We start from the raw sequence: 16,132 nt of genomic DNA on the forward strand, positions 1-16,132 counted from the left end.
TCAGGTAGCTGAGCCTTCTTCAGGTGTAGCGTAACTTGGAGAGGTAAAGGGCGTAACCCCCAAGCCTTCGGTCGCGATGGCAACCTGGGTCGCCGGCCTCGATTCCAGTTGCGTCAGGATCATTTGCAGGTTGGGTGTGTCTGACAGATTAAACCAACTACGATCGGAACTTGCTGGGTAGAGTGCCATCCAGCGCATCTGGCAAGCCAAGTAGTAGGTTAAAACGGACGGTTGATCCGCATTTAGCCAGATCGGTGCATGCTGCGCTTCAGCATCCAGTATGCGCAGGTGTTTAAGCAGGCGCGGTTCGATACCGGTGCGCAACGTCTCGGCTTGAGCAGCGTCAATGTATTTGTCCGCATAAAACAATATGCGCAGATCTGCATGCAATGTATTTGACGCAAAGAACAGCCATTTTAGAAACGCAGCGCGATCCGGGCTGTCCGGAGCAGGCGCCAATTGTCCGTGCGAGTCCGCCAGCCACAGCAAAATTGCTGCGGTTTCAAACATCGGTCCTTGCGGAGTTTCCAGCACCGGGATTAATCCGTTTGGATTTAGCGTCAGGTAAGCCGCGCTGTCTTGTTCCTTCCGACGGCGATCCACCAGAACGTTTTCGTAGGGCAAGCCCATTTCTTCCAGCGCCAATCTGATCACCAGAGAGGCGTTATCGGGGGCATAGTGCAAGCGATAGGGTGTCGTCATGCGTGATACATATATCGGGTCTTGTGGGGTGGAAGTCTCGATTGCGACGTTTCCAATCGGAAACGCGTATTTTCCTCACATGTTTGCAAGAAAAGAGGCTGAATTGGCACTCGCAGTTGATGGGCGCATTTCGTATAAGCCCTGTAGTAATACAGGGAAACGCTGCCATGACCCCAGATCTTCCGCCGATAGAACAGGCCAAATTGGCTGCCGCGCATCGTGCTGCGGACATGGTCCAAGATGGGATGCGTGTTGGTTTGGGAACTGGATCGACCGCCGCTTGGATGGTGCGCCGTCTCGGTGAGCGTGTGCAGACCGAAGGCCTGCGGGTCAAAGGCGTGCCGACCTCGACACGCACGGCTCAATTGGCTCGTGAGGTCGGCATTGAAGTGGTTTCGCTTGATCAGGCCGGTTGGCTGGACGTGACAATCGACGGCGCGGATGAGTTCGACCGAGAGTTGAACCTGATTAAAGGCGGTGGAGGTGCGCTGCTTCAGGAAAAGATCGTTGCCACGGCCAGTGATGAAATGATCGTGATCGCCGACGCTGGAAAAGAGGTTGAAACGCTGGGGGTTTTTCCACTGCCTGTCGAAGTGATCCCCTTTGGTTGGCAGACGACACGGATGCTGATTGAAGAAGCGTTGGATACAATGGATGTTCTGGGCACCTCTACGATGTTGCGAATGAATGGCGAGGCGCCGTTCGTAACGGACGAAGGGAACCATATTCTGGATATGCATTTGCAGCGTATCGGCAATGCACGGCAACTGGCTCTGGTGTTAAATCAGGTGCCAGGTGTGGTCGAGAATGGGTTGTTTATAGACATCTGTGACAAAGTTTTGATCGGCCATGGAGATGGCCAAGTCGAACTGCGCGATATCAACGCGGGCATCACGGAACTGGACCAACTGATCGAGGGCGGGGACAACCTGTTCTCGGATTTGGCGGATTGAGGAGTGTTCCTGTTGCAAGGTGTCGGATGTCAAAAAATGGTAGCCAGTGATGGTGAAACGCAAGCCCGCCTTCAAAGTCTGGCCATCGACTGACACGAAATGAATTGCAACTCTGGAAGTAAACCTTATCTGGGGGTTGCTGAATTTCACCCCAATCAGGACAATGACGGGAAATACTATGAGCTTTGACTATGATCTGTTCGTCATCGGAGGCGGCTCGGGCGGGGTTCGCGCAGCACGCGTGGCGGCCGGGGAGAACGGTGCCAAGGTGGCACTGGCCGAAGAGGACCGTTACGGCGGTACCTGCGTCATTAGAGGCTGCGTTCCGAAAAAGCTGATGGTTTTTGCCAGTGAATTTTCGGGTATGGTTGGCGATGCGCAAGCCTATGGCTGGGACATTCGACCTGGCGCTCTGGAATGGGGAACGTTCCACGGTAAATTGGTGACGGAACTGGACCGGCTGGAAGGTATCTACCGCAATATCCTGAAAAACAACGGCGTAGAAAGCTTTGACCAGCGCGCCCATGTTGTTGATGCACATACGGTTGAGCTGGCTGATGGCACTAGAAAGACGGCCAAGCACATTTTAATCGCAACGGGTGGCCGCCCGGTTGTGCCCGAGTTTCCGGGGTCGGAATTGGCGATCACGTCGAATGAGATTTTCCACCTTGAGAAACTGCCTGAAAGCATCCTTATCGTCGGTGGTGGATACATTGCCAGTGAGTTCGCCGGGATCATGAACGGGATGGGTGTGAAGACCACTCAGTTCTATCGCGGCGCGCAAATCCTGCGTGGGTTCGACGAAGAGGCCCGTGGCCTGATCTGCGAAGAGATGCGACAGAACGGGATCGATGTGCGTTTGGGCACGAACGTAATTGAGATGACCAAAGAGGGCGACAAGATCCGCGTCAAAGCTACAGACGGCACCGAGGATCAGTTCGATGTTGTGATGTATGCAACCGGTCGTGTGCCCAATGCCGACAATCTGGGGCTTGAGGCGGTTGGGGTAGAACGTGGCCGCAAAGGTCAGATTATCGTAGACGAATACAGCCAGACCGGCGTGCCTTCGATCTACGCTATTGGTGATGTGACCGATCGTGTGAATCTGACACCAGTCGCAATCCGTGAAGGCATGGCTTTTGTGGAAACTGTCTTCAAAGGCAACCCAACACCGGTTGATCACGAGTTGATCCCGACCGCAATTTTCACGCAGCCTGAGTTCGGCACCGTGGGACTAAGTGAAGAAGACGCGGCGGCGCAGGAGCCGATTGAGGTTTACGCGACCTCGTTCAAACCGATGCAGAAGGCGTTTGCTGGCGGTACCCAGCGCGTACTTATGAAATTGATCGTTAGTCAGGCGACTCGCAAAGTCTTGGGTTGCCATATTGTGGCACCGGGCGCGGGCGAGATGATCCAGCTGGCCGGTATCGCCGTAAAGATGGGCGCAACCAAGGAAGATTTTGACCGAACCGTCGCAGTTCATCCGGTCATGGCCGAAGAACTGGTGACAATGCGGCAACCTGTGCGCACTGCTTGATTTGCAACCGCGCGCACACAAGTTACAAGGGAACCCGTGATCACACGGTCCAACACAAGGGAATAGATACATATGGCGGGCAACAGCGGCGGCCCCTGGGGGGGCGGAGGCTCTTCCGGCGGCGGAGGAAATCGGGGTAACAATGGGGACGGGCGCAAGCCCCCCGAAGGCGATAGCCCGCAGATCCCCGAGATCGACGAACTGATGAAGAAAGGCCAGGAACAGCTGCGCGTCCTGATGGGCGGTCGCGGCGGGTCCGGTCGAGGCGGCGGACAAGGTGCCGGTGGAGGTGGTCCCATCTTTACCAAGGGCACGGTATTAATCGGTGTTGTCGTTGCAGCGGTGCTTTGGGGCGCGGCCAGTTTCTACACCGTTAAACCTGAAGAACAGTCAGTTGAGTTGTTTCTGGGTGAGTTCTCGGCTGTTGGTAATCCAGGCCTGAACTTTGCCCCGTGGCCCTTCGTGACTGCCGAGGTCATTCCTGTTACCCGCGAACAGAACGAAGACATGGGCGGCGCCCGTGGCAGCGACGATGGTTTGATGCTGACGGGTGACGAAAACGTGGTTGATATCGATTATCAAGTCGTTTGGAACATCAACGATCCGGCAAAATATCTGTTCAACTTGCGCGATCCGCGTCAGACGATCCGCGCCGTGTCGGAATCAGCTATGCGTGAGATTATCGCGCAAAGCGAACTGGCACCGATCCTGAACCGGGATCGTGGTATCATTGCGGACCGTTTGCAAGAGCTGATTCAGGCGACAATGGACAGCTACGACTCAGGGATTAACATCGTTCGTGTGAACTTTGACAAGGCTGACCCGCCGCAGGATGTGATCGCAGCCTTCCGTGACGTGCAAGCCGCCGCGCAGGAACGTGACCGTTTGCAAAACGTGGCCGACGCCTATGCCAACCGCGTTCTGGCGGAAGCGCGTGGTGAAGCCGCGCAGGTTCTGGAAGAAGCCGAAGCCTATCGCGCACAACAGATCAACAGTGCACAAGGTGAGGCCAGCCGCTTTAGTGCGGTTCTGGAAGAATACTCCAAAGCGCCGGATGTGACCCGCAAACGCCTGTACCTGGAACGGATGGAACAGGTTCTGGGTGATGTCGACAAGATCATTCTGGACGAGAACTCGACGGGTCAGGGGCAGGGCGTTGTACCGTATCTGCCGTTGAACGAGCTGCGCCGTTCGAACACAGCCGAGGAGACCAACTGATGCGTAAATCACCCATTATTCTCATCCTCGTTGTAATTCTCGGCGTTGTTGGCCTGTCTTCGATCTTTATCGTAGACGAACGGGAACGCGCGCTGGTCTTGCAGTTCGGTCGCGTCGTCGCTGTCAAGGAAGAACCCGGTCTGGCTTTCAAAATCCCTCTGATTCAAGAGGTGGTCCGGTACGATGACCGCATTCTGTCGATTGATGTTCAGCCGCTGGAAGTCACTCCTTTGGACGACCGTCGACTGGTGGTCGATGCTTTTGCCCGCTACCGGATTTCCGATCTTGAGCGGTTCCGTCAAGCCGTTGGTGTCGGCGGTATTCCGGTGGCCGAGGACCGTCTGGACCGCATCCTGCGCGCTGAAACACGAGAGGTGCTGGGTTCGGTCTCGTCCCGCGATATTCTCAGTTCGGACCGGGCCGCGCTGATGCTGCGCATACGCAACAGCGCAATTGCCGAGGCACAGGCGCTGGGCGTGAACGTGATCGACGTCCGCTTGAAAGCCACCGATCTGCCTCAGGCTAACCTCGAAGCTACATTTGACCGGATGAAGGCTGAACGTGAACGCGAAGCCACTGACGAACGTGCACGTGGTAACGAGGCTGCGCAGCGTGTTCGCGCGCAGGCCGACCGTACTGTTGTGGAACTGGTCTCGGACGCCAATCGTGAGGCCGAGATCATTCGTGGTGAGGCTGATGCGGAACGCAACGCGATCTTCGCCCAGGCTTATGGTGCCGATCCTGAGTTCTTTGAATTCTACCGTTCGCTGTCCGCCTATGAGCAGGCGCTGGGTGGTGGCAACAGCTCGATGGTGCTAAGCCCGGATTCCGAGTTCTTCAATTACTTGAAATCACCAACCGGTCAGGGCGGTCGGTAATGGGACTGATCCTTCTGGCCTTCGGGCTGGTATTGATTGTCGAGGGGCTGGCCTATGCGCTGGCCCCTTCGCTTATAGAACGCATGCTCGAGGCATTGCGGTCCCTTCCTGAACAGGCGCGCCGATTGGCCGGGCTGCTGTGTGTGGTTAGTGGTCTTGTACTGCTGTGGGGTGCTTATCAGCTCGGGTTTTAGGGCGTTGATTTCAATTGCCGGTGAATTCCCCGCGATCACGAGTTGCTCGTTTGATCAAACTGACTACATTGGTCTTAAGAAAGGTCGCTGGTGGGCGACCGCAAAAGAATTGTCGACAAGGAGTTCCCAAGTGCAGGCTCAAGCACGCAGTATTTCCGTCCGGCGGGACGATGTTGTTGGTTTCATGCGGCTGATGTGGCTGGTTTTCGCTGGGGTATTGCTTGTTCTGGCCCAGACCGTCGCCGCACAGGCGCGCAGCGAAAGTTTAGCGCCGTTGGCCGAAAAAATCAGTCCGGCTGTGGTGAACATCACCACATCAACGCTGATCGAAGGGCAGACCGGTCCGCAAGGCATCGTGCCTGAGGGCTCTCCGTTTGAGGATTTCTTTCGCGAGTTTCAGGATCGCAATGGTGAGGATGGTAACCGCCCACGCCGAAGCAACGCTTTGGGTTCTGGCTTTGTGATTTCTGAGGATGGCTACATCGTCACCAACAATCACGTCATCGCGGAAGCGGATGAAATTCTTGTAGAATTCTTCCCAGGTGATGGACAGCCTAGCAAGGAACTGCCTGCCAAGGTAATTGGCACCGATGAGAAAACTGACATAGCACTGCTTAAGGTCGAGGCCTCTGGGCCGCTGCAATATGTGCAGTTTGGAGACAGCGACATTGCGCGTGTCGGTGATTGGGTGATCGCGATGGGCAACCCCTTAGGGCAGGGTTTCTCGGTGTCAGCGGGCATCGTATCGGCCCGGAACCGGGCGCTGAGCGGGTCCTACGACGACTACATCCAAACGGACGCAGCGATCAACCGGGGCAACTCTGGTGGCCCACTGTTCAACATGAATGGTGAGGTGATTGGCGTAAACACAGCGATCCTTTCGCCCAATGGTGGCTCAATAGGGATCGGATTTTCGATGGCCTCAAACGTTGTGGTGAAAGTCGTGGACCAACTGCGAGAGTTCGGCGAGACTCGTCGAGGCTGGTTGGGAGTGCGCATTCAGGACGTGACAGAAGATATGGCTGAGGCAATGGGCTTGGAAAAACCCGGCGGCGCGCTGATCAGCGATGTTCCTGACGGACCGGCCAAGGATGCCGGTTTGCTTGCTGGCGATGTCATCCTGAGCTTTGACGGTGTCGAAGTCGCGGATACGCGTGGTCTAGTACGTCAAGTCGGTGAGACCACGGTTGGCAAGTCGGTTCGTGTAGTGGTGCACCGCGACGGCGGCACCCAAACAGTATTGGTTACGTTGGGCCGTCGAGAGGACGCAGAGCGGTCCGAAGAGGGTGAAGAGGATGAGCCCGAAATGCCTACTGATGAGAACGCAGATATTCTGGGTTTGACGATATCGCCGCTGACGGACACGTTGCGTACGGATCTTGGTCTGGACGCGGATGCCGAAGGATTGGTGGTAACCGAGGTTGACGAAGCGTCCGAGGCGTTTTCCAAAGGTCTGCGCGCCGGTGACTTGATTACCGAGGCTGGGCAGCAAAAGGTGAGTTCGATTGAAGACCTGGAAGCGCGTATGGAAGAAGCGCGTGAAGCGGGTCGCAAGTCGTTGTTGCTTTTGGTGCGCCGTGGCGGCGAGCCACGATTTGTCGCTCTGAGTCTGGGTGAGTAGTCTACAAATTCAATAAAATGGAAAGGCCGGGACAAACGCCCGGCCTTTTTTGTGCTGCGAGGTAGTGAGCCACACGCCGGGGAGGCGCATGGCTCTGATACAGGGAGAGGTCAGTGGACAGATATCGGGGATGATTCTCTGACCTCCTACGGTAACACGTATGAGGGTAAGCCTGATGTTACTCACAGTCTGTGAAGCAGGTCACAGCGGTTCAGATAAGATCGGAATCAGCCAGCTCTTTCAGGGCTTCGAAATCTTGAATCATTATCCCGCCGCGAGAGGCTTCAACAACGTTGTCGCGTTTCCATACGGAAATGGTTTTGGACACCGCTTCACGTGTGGCACCGACGAATTCCGCCAGTTCGCTTTGCGACAGAGTAATCCGGGTAGAAGGGTCGTCCTGAAGTTCGGACAGATGCAGTAGCCAGCGCGCCAGCCGGATAGGCATTGGCAGAAATACCTGCTCGTTCAACTGCGATCCCATCCACCGCATCCGCAATCCAGCCAACCGGATCAGATCAACAGCCAGTTCAGGTTGCTGGCGTATTTGCGTCATCACATCGCGTTGTCGCACGCGCAACACGCGCGACGGCTCTGCTGCGGCGATGGTGGCAGTCCGTGGGCCGCTGTCAAACAGGGCGATTTCCCCAAAGACCTCTCCGGGGCGCATCAATGTCAGAGACAGTTTGCGGCCGCTCATGGCCAGAAAGGAAACCTCAAGCGTGCCTTCTAATATGGCGAACAAAGCGTCACCTTCGTCGCCTTGTTCGAACAGAACTTCGCCACGTTCCAAAGAGATTTCGGTTGCCTGCGCGGAAAGCATAGCTTTCAATCCGTCGGACGCATCGGACAGAAAGCCGCTGTCTGGGAAAGCCGTCATGGGTGTTCAGTTCTCCGGCTGTGAGTGGTGGGTGGTTATACTACTTTCCACAGCTTCGGCGTTTAGCCAAGGTTTTTGTCTGCTTTCGTGCGCAATCTTACCGAGAAACAGGGCAAAACCTTATAAACCGTGAGGGCAAATGCCCCCAGCTCGGTATTTTACTGACGGTCGGGATCATCCATGTAGTTCTGCAGCAGACTGAATTGCAGCATTAAGAACGCCATCAACGCGATGGGGAAGGCGAAAGTTTCGATTTTGACCCAAAGGTCTGTCGACATTGTGCGCCAGACGAACTCATTGGCGATGGCCAATACAGCAAAGCACCCACACAAGCGGCGGGTCAGGATCATCCATCCTTCGTGGCGCATCGGCAGCATCTCGTCCAATATATAGGCAAGGTAGGATTTACCTTGCAGCAGACCGATGCCCAGCATGATCGAGAAAAACCCGTAGACCAGTGTGGTTTTCATTTTGAAAAACCGCTCGTCATTGAACCAGGCGGTCAGGCCACCGAAGAAGATGACCATTATGGCGGTGAAAATCTGTATACGACTTAGCTTGCCCGTTAGAAACCAAAGAATTCCCATCGCACCCAGCATCAATGGCACGAACAGAATGGTGGCGACAATAAAACCAGAATACTCGATACCGCCGATCAAAAAGCTGTCGTCGCGCAGTCGCAGATAAATCAAGAAGAACGCCAGTGGGGGCCCAAGCTCCAGTACTTGCTTCAAGAATGGATTTATTTCTTTTTTGTCTGACATCGGCTGTTCCTGCTGCTTACCCGCCCATTTCAACTATTACAGCGCCGAGTGCAATCAATGCCATTAGCGCTATTCGTCTTGGTCCTACGGTTTCTTTTAGGACCAGCCACCCTATCAGCGCTGCAAAAACAGTTGACGTCTCGCGTAAAACGGCCGCTTCGCCAACCTTGTCCAGCCTAGTGGCCAGCATGATGGCTCCGAATGACATGGGGGCTATTATACCGCCTGCAAGACCGCGCAACATCAAAGGACCGAGGGTGGGGCGGTTGATCATCGCACGCCATCTAAGCGCCGCATAGAAGGGCATGGCCACTCCGTCGATCATGAAAAACCATGCCAGAAAGGTGAACGGGTCAGTGGTGGCACGAATGCCATAAGCGTCATAGGTGGTGTAGAGAGCAACAAATAGCCCCGTGCTAACGGCCAGAAAAAGCGCAATGCCCAACGTCTCGCGATTGGTTTCCAAAAACCGGAAGTTATAGCCAGCCAGCCCGAAGATACCAGCCAAAAGGACGGCCACGCCGAACCATTGCGTTCCGGAGAATGTTTCGCCGAACAGCAGGTAGGCTCCGATAACTGTGAACAACGGGCCGGTGCCGCGAACCACAGGGTAGACGACGGTGTATGACCCCTTGGTGTAGGCCATCGCCTGCAGGGTTTTGTAGGCAATGTGGATCAACCAGACCACGGCGAAGATCGGCCACATATAAGGTTCAGGCCAGGGCACCACGAAAAACGCGAATGGCGCGGCCATCAAGCAATAGCTGGCGTCGATGGCGCCGCGTGACAGCCAAGGATCGTGGCGCCCTTTTTGCAATGCACCGAAGACCGCGTGCAAGAAAGCAGCCATCAGGGCAAGCCCAAGGGCGAGCTGGTGGCCTGCTTCGGTGCCTTCGAGTGAGATCAGCCAGTCGCTCAAGTGTCAGATCTTTTTGCTGGGTGGAGAGGCTGGGGGTTTTCCACCCCCAGACCCCCGGAGGATATTTTGGGCCAGATGAAGAGGCAGATCAGCTTTGATCCAGGCCAGTGAGGGCAGCGGCGAATTCTTCCGGATCAAAGGGGGCGAGGTCGTCGATTTGCTCTCCAACGCCGATTGCGTGGATAGGAAGGCCAAACTTATCCGCTAAAGCGACCAGTACGCCGCCCTTGGCGGTACCGTCGAGTTTGGTCATAACAAGCCCTGATACGTCGGCCAAATTTCGGAAGGTTTGCACCTGACTCAACGCATTCTGGCCGGTGGTGGCGTCGAGCACAAGTAAGGTGTTGTGAGGCGCTGTTTCGTCTTTCTTACGGATAACGCGGACGATTTTAGCAAGTTCTTCCATCAGATCGGCGCGGTTTTGCAATCGGCCTGCAGTGTCGATCATCAGCAGGTCTGCCCCTTCTTCTTGCGCCTTGGTCAGCGCGTCGAAAGCAAGGCTGGCTGGGTCTGAACCTTCGGGGGCGGTTAGAACAGGAACGCCTGCGCGTTCGCCCCAGACTTGAAGTTGCTCAACAGCAGCGGCGCGGAAAGTATCTCCGGCGGCGATCACAACCTTTTTGCCAGCGGCTTTGAACTGGCTGGCCAGTTTGCCGATCGTTGTTGTTTTGCCCGACCCGTTTACACCAACCACCAAAACGACTTGCGGGCGTTTTGGGTAGATAGGCAGGGGCTTGGCGACGGGCTCCATCACACGGGCGACTTCTTGCGCCAGCAATTGCTTGATTTCCTGCGTCGAGAGTTTGCGACCAAAGCGACCTTCAGCCATGTTGGATGTGACGCGCAGGGCCGTATCAACGCCCATGTCCGATGCGATCAACAGCTCTTCGAGCTGTTCCAACATGTCATCATCCAACGTTCGGCGCACAGCGGTTTTGGTTTCCCCGCGGCTGAACAGGCGGCCCAACATGCCTTTTGATGGCGCCGCTTCGGGTGGCGGAGGCGCTGGGGTCGGATCAGCAGGCGCTGGGTCAGGTACCTCAACCGGTTGTGGCGCTGGTGCGGGTTCCGGAACTTCAGGAACCGGTTGCGGGACTTCTGGTACAGGTTCAGGCTGCGGGTCAGGCTCAGGGATGATAGGGTCTGGGGTCGTCGTTTCCTCACCACCGTCCTCGACGATGGCCTCAAGCCCCTGTTCGAGGCGGGACGAGGATTTGAACAGCTTGTCCTTGAGCTTTGAGAAAAACGCCATTTTTGGTCTCCGCAGGTGTTCCCCTCACCTAATGCGGATTTGCGGCAGTTGCAAAGGGTCAGAGAAACGCGAGCAGCAATCCAACTTGCGCGCCCCAGTAAAGAATCCAGACCAGATAAGGCGTGATCTTTTGGGTGCGGTGATCCGGGGGGAGTAGAAATTTTTCGGTCGCAAGGATCAGGTCAGAGGCGATGAAAGCCAAGGCTGCAGGTAAAGCCCACCGCAGGGCTTCGATTTCGGGTATGGCTAGAACGCTCACACCCATGCCGAGGATGATGGGTATGTAACCCAGCACCGGGATTTTGAGGTTTCCGGCCCTAGGGGCCAATAGGGTCGCAGATACAATTCCCAAGATGATAAGTGACCAGAAAATACTAGGCTTTTCAACGATTAGCGCCAAGTTGCTACTGGGATAGGACAGGAACAACGCAATATAGGCCAGATGTCCTGCGGCGAATGCGCCGATGCCAGCCATAAAGGTATTATCAGTCTCTCGCGATAGTAGCGCGTCGCCAATGGCGCAAAGGGTGAGGGCGAGGATCAGCAACAATGGTGTGGCTTCAAACACGGCAATGGCGACAAGAAAGGCGACGGATGCGGTCTTGAGCGCAGAACGCGCCGCGCTGGCTGGGCGTGGTGACAGGGGCAGGTAGGCGCAAGCGCATAAGACTGCGAGCCAGAATAAAGCTGTTGCCATAGAATCCTCCCGGTTTTCATCAGCTTGTGCCGAGAGATTGCTTTATCTCAACCGGTGACGTGGAGGCAGGATGCCCTGGGGAAATGGTGATTGGCACCGGGCAACTGCATCTGACACAATGCAGAGATGCGTAGGTTTCTTGCGATTCTCCTGTTGCTGCCCGTGTACACAGCGTCGGCTCAAACAGCGCTGACGGGCTCTGACTTTGACGAATACACGCGCGGTAAAACTCTGTTCTATGGGTTTCAGGGCCAAGTGTATGGAGTCGAGCGGTATCTGCCCAATCGCCGTGTGATCTGGTCCTTTCTGGATGGCGATTGCAAAGAAGGCCTTTGGTATGAGCAAGGAGGGCAGATTTGTTTCATCTACGAAGACCGGCTGGATCCGCAATGCTGGGTTTTCACGCGGTCAGGCAATGGCCTGATCGCTCAGTTTGAGGGTGATCCGGCCCAGACTGAACTCTACGAGGCTGAAGATATCGACGAAGAGATGGTTTGCTACGGGCCGGACATAGGGGTTTAGCCCGAATTAGAACAATGAACCCTGATCTGGCGCGTCTTTTGGGGCGGCTTTCTTCGGGGTTGCTCGTCCGGAACTGGCTTGACCGGTGGTTAGAACGCCATCAGCAAATTCGATTTGTAGCGAGGTGTGCTTTTCGGCTTGTTCTTTCGTTGTGACCACTTGATCTTCGGCGCGCACGACAGCATAGCCGCGATGCAACGTGGCTTTGTAGCTGAGAGTTTCGCGCAATCGATCGGTGGCATCCAAGCTTTGCCGCATCCGATCAAGCCGAGTTGATTGGGCCACGTTCATACGTTCGGCCAGCCGGGCCACGGTCTGTTGCTGCATTTCGATTTCACGTTGAATTGGGCGTAACGACAGGCGAGAGGACAAGTTGCGCACGGCTTCCTGACGGCTTGAGACGAGGTTGCGCAAAGTAGAAGGGCGCAAATGGGCGGACAGTTTCACAACCTGCAGGTGGCGGTTTTGTACTCCGCGCTCTAACGCTGGGGTTAGGCGATCAGCAATTAAATCAAGGCGTTGCCGCGGTGTGTTCAACAGGCTGTCCGGGCGGGGTAAGGCGCGCGACAAATCACGCAATCGCTGAGATCTTCGTTGCACCGCGTCGGTTGCGGCACGGGAAAGGCGTGCGCCTTGCTCACCGGTCCAGGCTAATAGCTCCATCCGTACTGGCACTGCAAGTTCCGCGGCAGCCGTGGGTGTTGGTGCGCGGCGGTCCGAAACGAAGTCGATCAGCGTTGTATCGGTCTCGTGTCCCACTGCTGAAATCAGCGGGATTTCCGATGCTGCTGCTGCACGGGCTACAACCTCTTCGTTAAAGCCCCACAGGTCTTCGATGGACCCGCCTCCGCGCGCGACGATGATAAGATCGGGGCGGGGTAGGGAGCCGCCGGGGGACAATTGGTTGAAGCCCTTAATTGCATTCGCGACCTCTGGCGCACAGTTTGCGCCTTGAACAGCTACGGGCCAGATCAGAACTTTACGTGGAAAACGGTCGCGCAGCCGATGCAGGACGTCACGGATCACGGCGCCCGACGGGGACGTTACCACCCCGATGATCTGCGGCAGGTAAGGCAGAGGCTTTTTGCGTTCAGGTGCGAACAGCCCTTCGGCCTCAAGCTGTTTCTTGCGTTTTTCCAGCAGCGCCATCAGCGCGCCTTGACCGGCAACGGCGACTTCATCGACGTTCAAGTTGTACTTCGATTGCGCTCCAAAAGCGGTCAGGCGGCCAGTGACGACAACCTCTAGCCCTTCTTCTGGTACCACGGACAGGCCGGATATCTGACCTTTCCACGTGGTGCAGGCCAGTACGTTCCGGTCGTCCTTGATGTCATAGTACAGATGCCCCGAGCGCGCCTTGAACACGCGCCCGACTTCACCGCGCACGCGGATTCGCCCAAACGTGCCTTCAAGCGTTCGCTTCACCTCGCCCGAGATGTCCGAAACAGTGTATTCTGGTGTGTTTTGACCGGGAATGGGGTCGTCAAGCAGGTCGGACATTTCAGCGCCTTGTGTCAAATGCTCGGTCAGCTTAGAACGCCCCGCAAGCGAGGCCAAGCAGATCGGAGTGCATTTATGAATATCCTTATTCTCGGCAGTGGTGGGCGGGAACACAGCCTGGCCTGGGCGGTGATGCAGAACCCCAAATGTGACCGTCTGATCGTGGCACCGGGCAACGCTGGGATCGCACAGATCGCGGATTGCGCTGCGTTGGATATCGAAAATGGCGGTGCTGTTGTCAGCTTTGCCGAAGAGAACGCGATTGATTTCGTGATCGTTGGTCCCGAGGCACCGCTGGCTGCAGGAGTGGCTGACCGTCTGCGTGAGGCTGGGGTGCTGGTGTTTGGTCCCTCTGCCGCTGCAGCGCAGTTGGAGGCATCAAAGAGCTTCACCAAAGAGATATGCGATGCGTCAGGTGCACCGACCGCAGCTTACGCTCGGTTCACAGAAGCCGAACCGGCCAAAGCCTACATCCGCGAACAGGGCGCGCCGATTGTCGTCAAAGCTGACGGTCTGGCGGCCGGTAAGGGCGTGATCGTTGCGATGGACGAGGAAACCGCTCTGGACGCTATTGACGACATGTTCGGGGGTGCCTTTGGTGGGGCGGGGGCCGAGGTCGTCATCGAAGAGTTCATGGAGGGCGAAGAGGCGTCACTGTTCGTGCTTTGCGATGGTGAAGACATCCTGTCCGTTGGAACCGCCCAAGACCACAAGCGCGTAGGTGAAGGCGATACCGGACTGAACACCGGTGGTATGGGCGCCTATTCACCGGCTCCGGTTCTGAGCGCCGAGATCGAAGAACGCGCGATGGAAGAGATTATCAAGCCCACCGTGGCTGAAATGAAGCGCCGTGGGATGCCGTTCCAGGGTGTTCTCTATGCCGGTTTGATGATCAAGGATGGCCAGCCTCGTCTAGTGGAATACAATGTACGCTTTGGTGATCCTGAATGTCAGGTTCTGATGATGCGCCTTGGGGCTCAAGCAATGGACCTCATGCATGCTGCCGCTGAAGGTCGGTTGGGTGACGCGCGCGTGAATTGGGCGGATGATCACGCCCTGACCGTCGTAATGGCAGCAAACGGTTATCCAGGCTCCTATGAAAAGGGTACTGCGATCAAAGGGCTGGATGATCTCCCCGAAGACAGCAGCAACATGGTGTTTCATGCTGGTACCAAGTCTTCCGACGGGCAGATTGTTGCTTCGGGCGGGCGTGTTCTGAACGTCACCGCGCGTGGCGGCACTTTGCAAGAGGCGCGGGATCGGGCCTATGAAATGGTGGATGGTGTCAACTGGCCTGATGGGTTCTTCCGCCGCGATATCGGCTGGCGGGCTCTCTGACCCGAGACGCTCCCGCGCCCTGCCGCCGCATCAAAGATGCATCGCCAAAGGCCTTGGGCCGGGCAGCCCGCTGGCGCGGGCTGCGGGTACTATTGAAGTGAACAGTCCAGAACTTGCGCCATTGCTGTGCGGTCAAAGGTCGACAAGTTTCGCGTCGCCCAGCCCTGATCGTAGGTGACACTGACAATATGTTGCCAGTCAGCGCTGACCATGATCAGCTCGGGGCCGTTGCCGCAATCCCTTATACCGCCCGTGATGAAGTCTTCGCCAATGCGATGGTTGGTCAGATCGGGAAGGGCTGCGATTTCGGTTAGGTCATTATCCTTGAAACGCCAAATACGCAGGGTTTTGGCCAGATGCGGACGGTCGATATATGCGACCTCTACATGGCCGTCGCCGTCCAGGTCAGCGGCGCCTATCGGGGCGAGCCAGCGGAAACGGGTACCGATGTAGGGTGTGGCCGTAATCAGGCCGCCGCCGTTATAGATAGCCAGGCGTGCGCCCTTGTCTCGGTGGCTTTCGACCACAAGCGCCTCGCGCCGACCATCGTTGTCAATATCAACAAGGCGCGGTTGGATATCTTCAAACACCCGTTCTTCGGGCAGTCGTATCGTATACTCTGCCCATCCGGGCGCGTATTGCAGGACAAGCGCGCCATATTCAATCTGATCGCCAAGAACCCCATGCGGGTACCGCGCTGTAGGTTCGGAGTATTCTGCCGAACCCAGTGGTTCGTACTGCCAGGGTTGTTGAGGCCGGACTTCGACCGGAAAAACGCTGAGTGCAAACGCAACAGCGGGAACCGGCCTGAATGGCATCAGATCTGTTTTTCGGGCATCTGTACGACCAGACCGTCCAGCTCATCCGTGACCTTGATCTGGCAGGTCAGGCGCGAACGGGCAGGGTCGGGCTCATAGGCAAAGTCCAGCATGTCTTCTTCCATATCGTCTTTGGCCGGAACTTTCTCGACCCAGTCGGGGTGGATATAGACATGGCAGGTCGAACAGGCGCAGGCGCCACCGCAATCGGCTTCAATGCCGGGGATGTTGTTGTCGCGGGCTCCTTCCATAACGGTCAGCCCGTTGGCGACTTCGACTGTGTGCTCGGTACCGCCATGCTCGACATAGGTGATCTTTGCCATTGCGTGCGTCTTCCTT

The 16,132-nt window shown here is 56.4% G+C and carries 17 protein-coding genes; 8 read left to right on the plus strand and 9 right to left on the minus strand.

Going from position 1 to position 16,132, the window contains the following annotated elements; all coding sequences use genetic code 11:
- Entirely contained in the window at positions 1-702 is a 702-nt protein-coding gene (locus ACR0L3_RS04220; protein WP_480743902.1) for a glutathione S-transferase family protein, read from the minus strand.
- Between the two features lie 167 nt (positions 703-869).
- Between ACR0L3_RS04220 and rpiA the strand changes: the two genes are divergently transcribed.
- The 6 genes from rpiA to ACR0L3_RS04250 all read left to right on the plus strand — a co-directional run bounded on the left by rpiA (position 870) and on the right by ACR0L3_RS04250 (position 7,103).
- Entirely contained in the window at positions 870-1,655 is a 786-nt protein-coding gene (rpiA, locus tag ACR0L3_RS04225; protein ID WP_480743904.1) for a ribose-5-phosphate isomerase RpiA, read from the plus strand.
- A gap of 178 nt (positions 1,656-1,833) precedes the next feature.
- The gene (gor, locus tag ACR0L3_RS04230; protein WP_480743905.1) at positions 1,834-3,192 is read left to right on the plus strand and encodes a glutathione-disulfide reductase; all 1,359 of its coding nucleotides are present in this window, start codon (positions 1,834-1,836) and stop codon (positions 3,190-3,192) included.
- Between the two features lie 72 nt (positions 3,193-3,264).
- A complete protein-coding gene (gene hflK / locus ACR0L3_RS04235) occupies positions 3,265-4,410 on the plus strand; it encodes an FtsH protease activity modulator HflK (RefSeq protein WP_480743907.1) in 1,146 nt (381 codons plus the stop codon).
- Positions 4,410-5,288 carry a protease modulator HflC gene (gene hflC / locus ACR0L3_RS04240; RefSeq protein ID WP_480743908.1) on the plus strand — a complete coding sequence of 293 codons (879 nt, stop codon included), beginning with the start codon at positions 4,410-4,412 and terminating at the stop codon, positions 5,286-5,288. The genes hflK and hflC overlap by 1 nt, the downstream gene beginning before the upstream one ends.
- Entirely contained in the window at positions 5,288-5,482 is a 195-nt protein-coding gene (locus ACR0L3_RS04245) for a DUF2065 domain-containing protein (protein WP_480743910.1), read from the plus strand. Before hflC ends, ACR0L3_RS04245 begins: the two co-directional genes overlap by 1 nt.
- Positions 5,483-5,666: 184 nt before the next feature.
- A complete protein-coding gene (locus ACR0L3_RS04250) occupies positions 5,667-7,103 on the plus strand; it encodes a Do family serine endopeptidase (protein WP_480744663.1) in 1,437 nt (478 codons plus the stop codon).
- A 211-nt stretch (positions 7,104-7,314) separates the two neighbouring features.
- On the opposite strand, the gene ACR0L3_RS04255 is transcribed toward ACR0L3_RS04250, so the two are convergent.
- The 5 genes from ACR0L3_RS04255 to ACR0L3_RS04275 form a co-directional block, all read right to left on the minus strand.
- Entirely contained in the window at positions 7,315-7,983 is a 669-nt protein-coding gene (locus tag ACR0L3_RS04255) for a Crp/Fnr family transcriptional regulator (RefSeq protein WP_480743912.1), read from the minus strand.
- A gap of 158 nt (positions 7,984-8,141) precedes the next feature.
- Entirely contained in the window at positions 8,142-8,747 is a 606-nt protein-coding gene (locus ACR0L3_RS04260; protein WP_480743913.1) for an inner membrane-spanning protein YciB, read from the minus strand.
- A 16-nt stretch (positions 8,748-8,763) separates the two neighbouring features.
- Entirely contained in the window at positions 8,764-9,666 is a 903-nt protein-coding gene (locus tag ACR0L3_RS04265; protein WP_480743914.1) for an EamA family transporter, read from the minus strand.
- An 88-nt stretch (positions 9,667-9,754) separates the two neighbouring features.
- Complete coding sequence (gene ftsY / locus ACR0L3_RS04270) at positions 9,755-10,918, minus strand: signal recognition particle-docking protein FtsY (protein WP_480743915.1); 1,164 nt, start codon at positions 10,916-10,918, stop codon at positions 9,755-9,757.
- A 58-nt stretch (positions 10,919-10,976) separates the two neighbouring features.
- Entirely contained in the window at positions 10,977-11,615 is a 639-nt protein-coding gene (locus tag ACR0L3_RS04275; RefSeq protein ID WP_480743916.1) for a lysoplasmalogenase family protein, read from the minus strand.
- A gap of 126 nt (positions 11,616-11,741) precedes the next feature.
- On the opposite strand from ACR0L3_RS04275, the gene ACR0L3_RS04280 reads away from it, so the two are divergent.
- Positions 11,742-12,137 carry a hypothetical protein gene (locus tag ACR0L3_RS04280; protein ID WP_480743918.1) on the plus strand — a complete coding sequence of 132 codons (396 nt, stop codon included), beginning with the start codon at positions 11,742-11,744 and terminating at the stop codon, positions 12,135-12,137.
- Positions 12,138-12,143: 6 nt separating this feature from the next.
- Here ACR0L3_RS04280 and xseA read toward each other — a convergent pair whose 3' ends face one another.
- Positions 12,144-13,637: an exodeoxyribonuclease VII large subunit gene (xseA, locus tag ACR0L3_RS04285; RefSeq protein ID WP_480743919.1), complete on the minus strand. Its 1,494-nt coding sequence runs from the start codon at positions 13,635-13,637 to the stop codon at positions 12,144-12,146.
- 75 nt (positions 13,638-13,712) lie between these two features.
- Here xseA and purD point away from each other — a divergent pair, with 75 nt between their 5' ends.
- On the plus strand, positions 13,713-14,975 hold the full coding sequence (gene purD / locus ACR0L3_RS04290) for a phosphoribosylamine--glycine ligase (protein ID WP_480743920.1): 1,263 nt from the start codon (positions 13,713-13,715) through the stop codon (positions 14,973-14,975).
- Between the two features lie 89 nt (positions 14,976-15,064).
- Here purD and ACR0L3_RS04295 read toward each other — a convergent pair whose 3' ends face one another.
- Together ACR0L3_RS04295 and ACR0L3_RS04300 are read right to left on the minus strand one after the other, a co-directional pair.
- Positions 15,065-15,793 carry an FG-GAP repeat domain-containing protein gene (locus tag ACR0L3_RS04295; protein ID WP_480743922.1) on the minus strand — a complete coding sequence of 243 codons (729 nt, stop codon included), beginning with the start codon at positions 15,791-15,793 and terminating at the stop codon, positions 15,065-15,067.
- Positions 15,793-16,116: a 2Fe-2S iron-sulfur cluster-binding protein gene (locus tag ACR0L3_RS04300; RefSeq protein WP_170412082.1), complete on the minus strand. Its 324-nt coding sequence runs from the start codon at positions 16,114-16,116 to the stop codon at positions 15,793-15,795. The genes ACR0L3_RS04295 and ACR0L3_RS04300 overlap by 1 nt, the downstream gene beginning before the upstream one ends.
- Positions 16,117-16,132: the final 16 nt, after the last annotated feature.

This window comes from Ruegeria sp. CK1 (assembly GCF_056536545.1).

What these genes read in the sequence shown, in the direction of transcription:
- ACR0L3_RS04220 (WP_480743902.1), bottom strand. Translation starts at nt 702, where the DNA reads ATGACGACACCCTATCGCTTGCACTATGCCCCCGATAACGCCTCTCTG.
- rpiA (WP_480743904.1), top strand. Translation starts at nt 870, where the DNA reads ATGACCCCAGATCTTCCGCCGATAGAACAGGCCAAATTGGCTGCCGCG.
- gor (WP_480743905.1), top strand. Translation starts at nt 1,834, where the DNA reads ATGAGCTTTGACTATGATCTGTTCGTCATCGGAGGCGGCTCGGGCGGG.
- hflK (WP_480743907.1), top strand. Translation starts at nt 3,265, where the DNA reads ATGGCGGGCAACAGCGGCGGCCCCTGGGGGGGCGGAGGCTCTTCCGGC.
- hflC (WP_480743908.1), top strand. Translation starts at nt 4,410, where the DNA reads ATGCGTAAATCACCCATTATTCTCATCCTCGTTGTAATTCTCGGCGTT.
- ACR0L3_RS04245 (WP_480743910.1), top strand. Translation starts at nt 5,288, where the DNA reads ATGGGACTGATCCTTCTGGCCTTCGGGCTGGTATTGATTGTCGAGGGG.
- ACR0L3_RS04250 (WP_480744663.1), top strand. Translation starts at nt 5,667, where the DNA reads ATGCGGCTGATGTGGCTGGTTTTCGCTGGGGTATTGCTTGTTCTGGCC.
- ACR0L3_RS04255 (WP_480743912.1), bottom strand. Translation starts at nt 7,983, where the DNA reads ATGACGGCTTTCCCAGACAGCGGCTTTCTGTCCGATGCGTCCGACGGA.
- ACR0L3_RS04260 (WP_480743913.1), bottom strand. Translation starts at nt 8,747, where the DNA reads ATGTCAGACAAAAAAGAAATAAATCCATTCTTGAAGCAAGTACTGGAG.
- ftsY (WP_480743915.1), bottom strand. Translation starts at nt 10,918, where the DNA reads ATGGCGTTTTTCTCAAAGCTCAAGGACAAGCTGTTCAAATCCTCGTCC.
- ACR0L3_RS04275 (WP_480743916.1), bottom strand. Translation starts at nt 11,615, where the DNA reads ATGGCAACAGCTTTATTCTGGCTCGCAGTCTTATGCGCTTGCGCCTAC.
- ACR0L3_RS04280 (WP_480743918.1), top strand. Translation starts at nt 11,742, where the DNA reads ATGCGTAGGTTTCTTGCGATTCTCCTGTTGCTGCCCGTGTACACAGCG.
- xseA (WP_480743919.1), bottom strand. Translation starts at nt 13,637, where the DNA reads ATGTCCGACCTGCTTGACGACCCCATTCCCGGTCAAAACACACCAGAA.
- purD (WP_480743920.1), top strand. Translation starts at nt 13,713, where the DNA reads ATGAATATCCTTATTCTCGGCAGTGGTGGGCGGGAACACAGCCTGGCC.
- ACR0L3_RS04295 (WP_480743922.1), bottom strand. Translation starts at nt 15,793, where the DNA reads ATGCCATTCAGGCCGGTTCCCGCTGTTGCGTTTGCACTCAGCGTTTTT.
- ACR0L3_RS04300 (WP_170412082.1), bottom strand. Translation starts at nt 16,116, where the DNA reads ATGGCAAAGATCACCTATGTCGAGCATGGCGGTACCGAGCACACAGTC.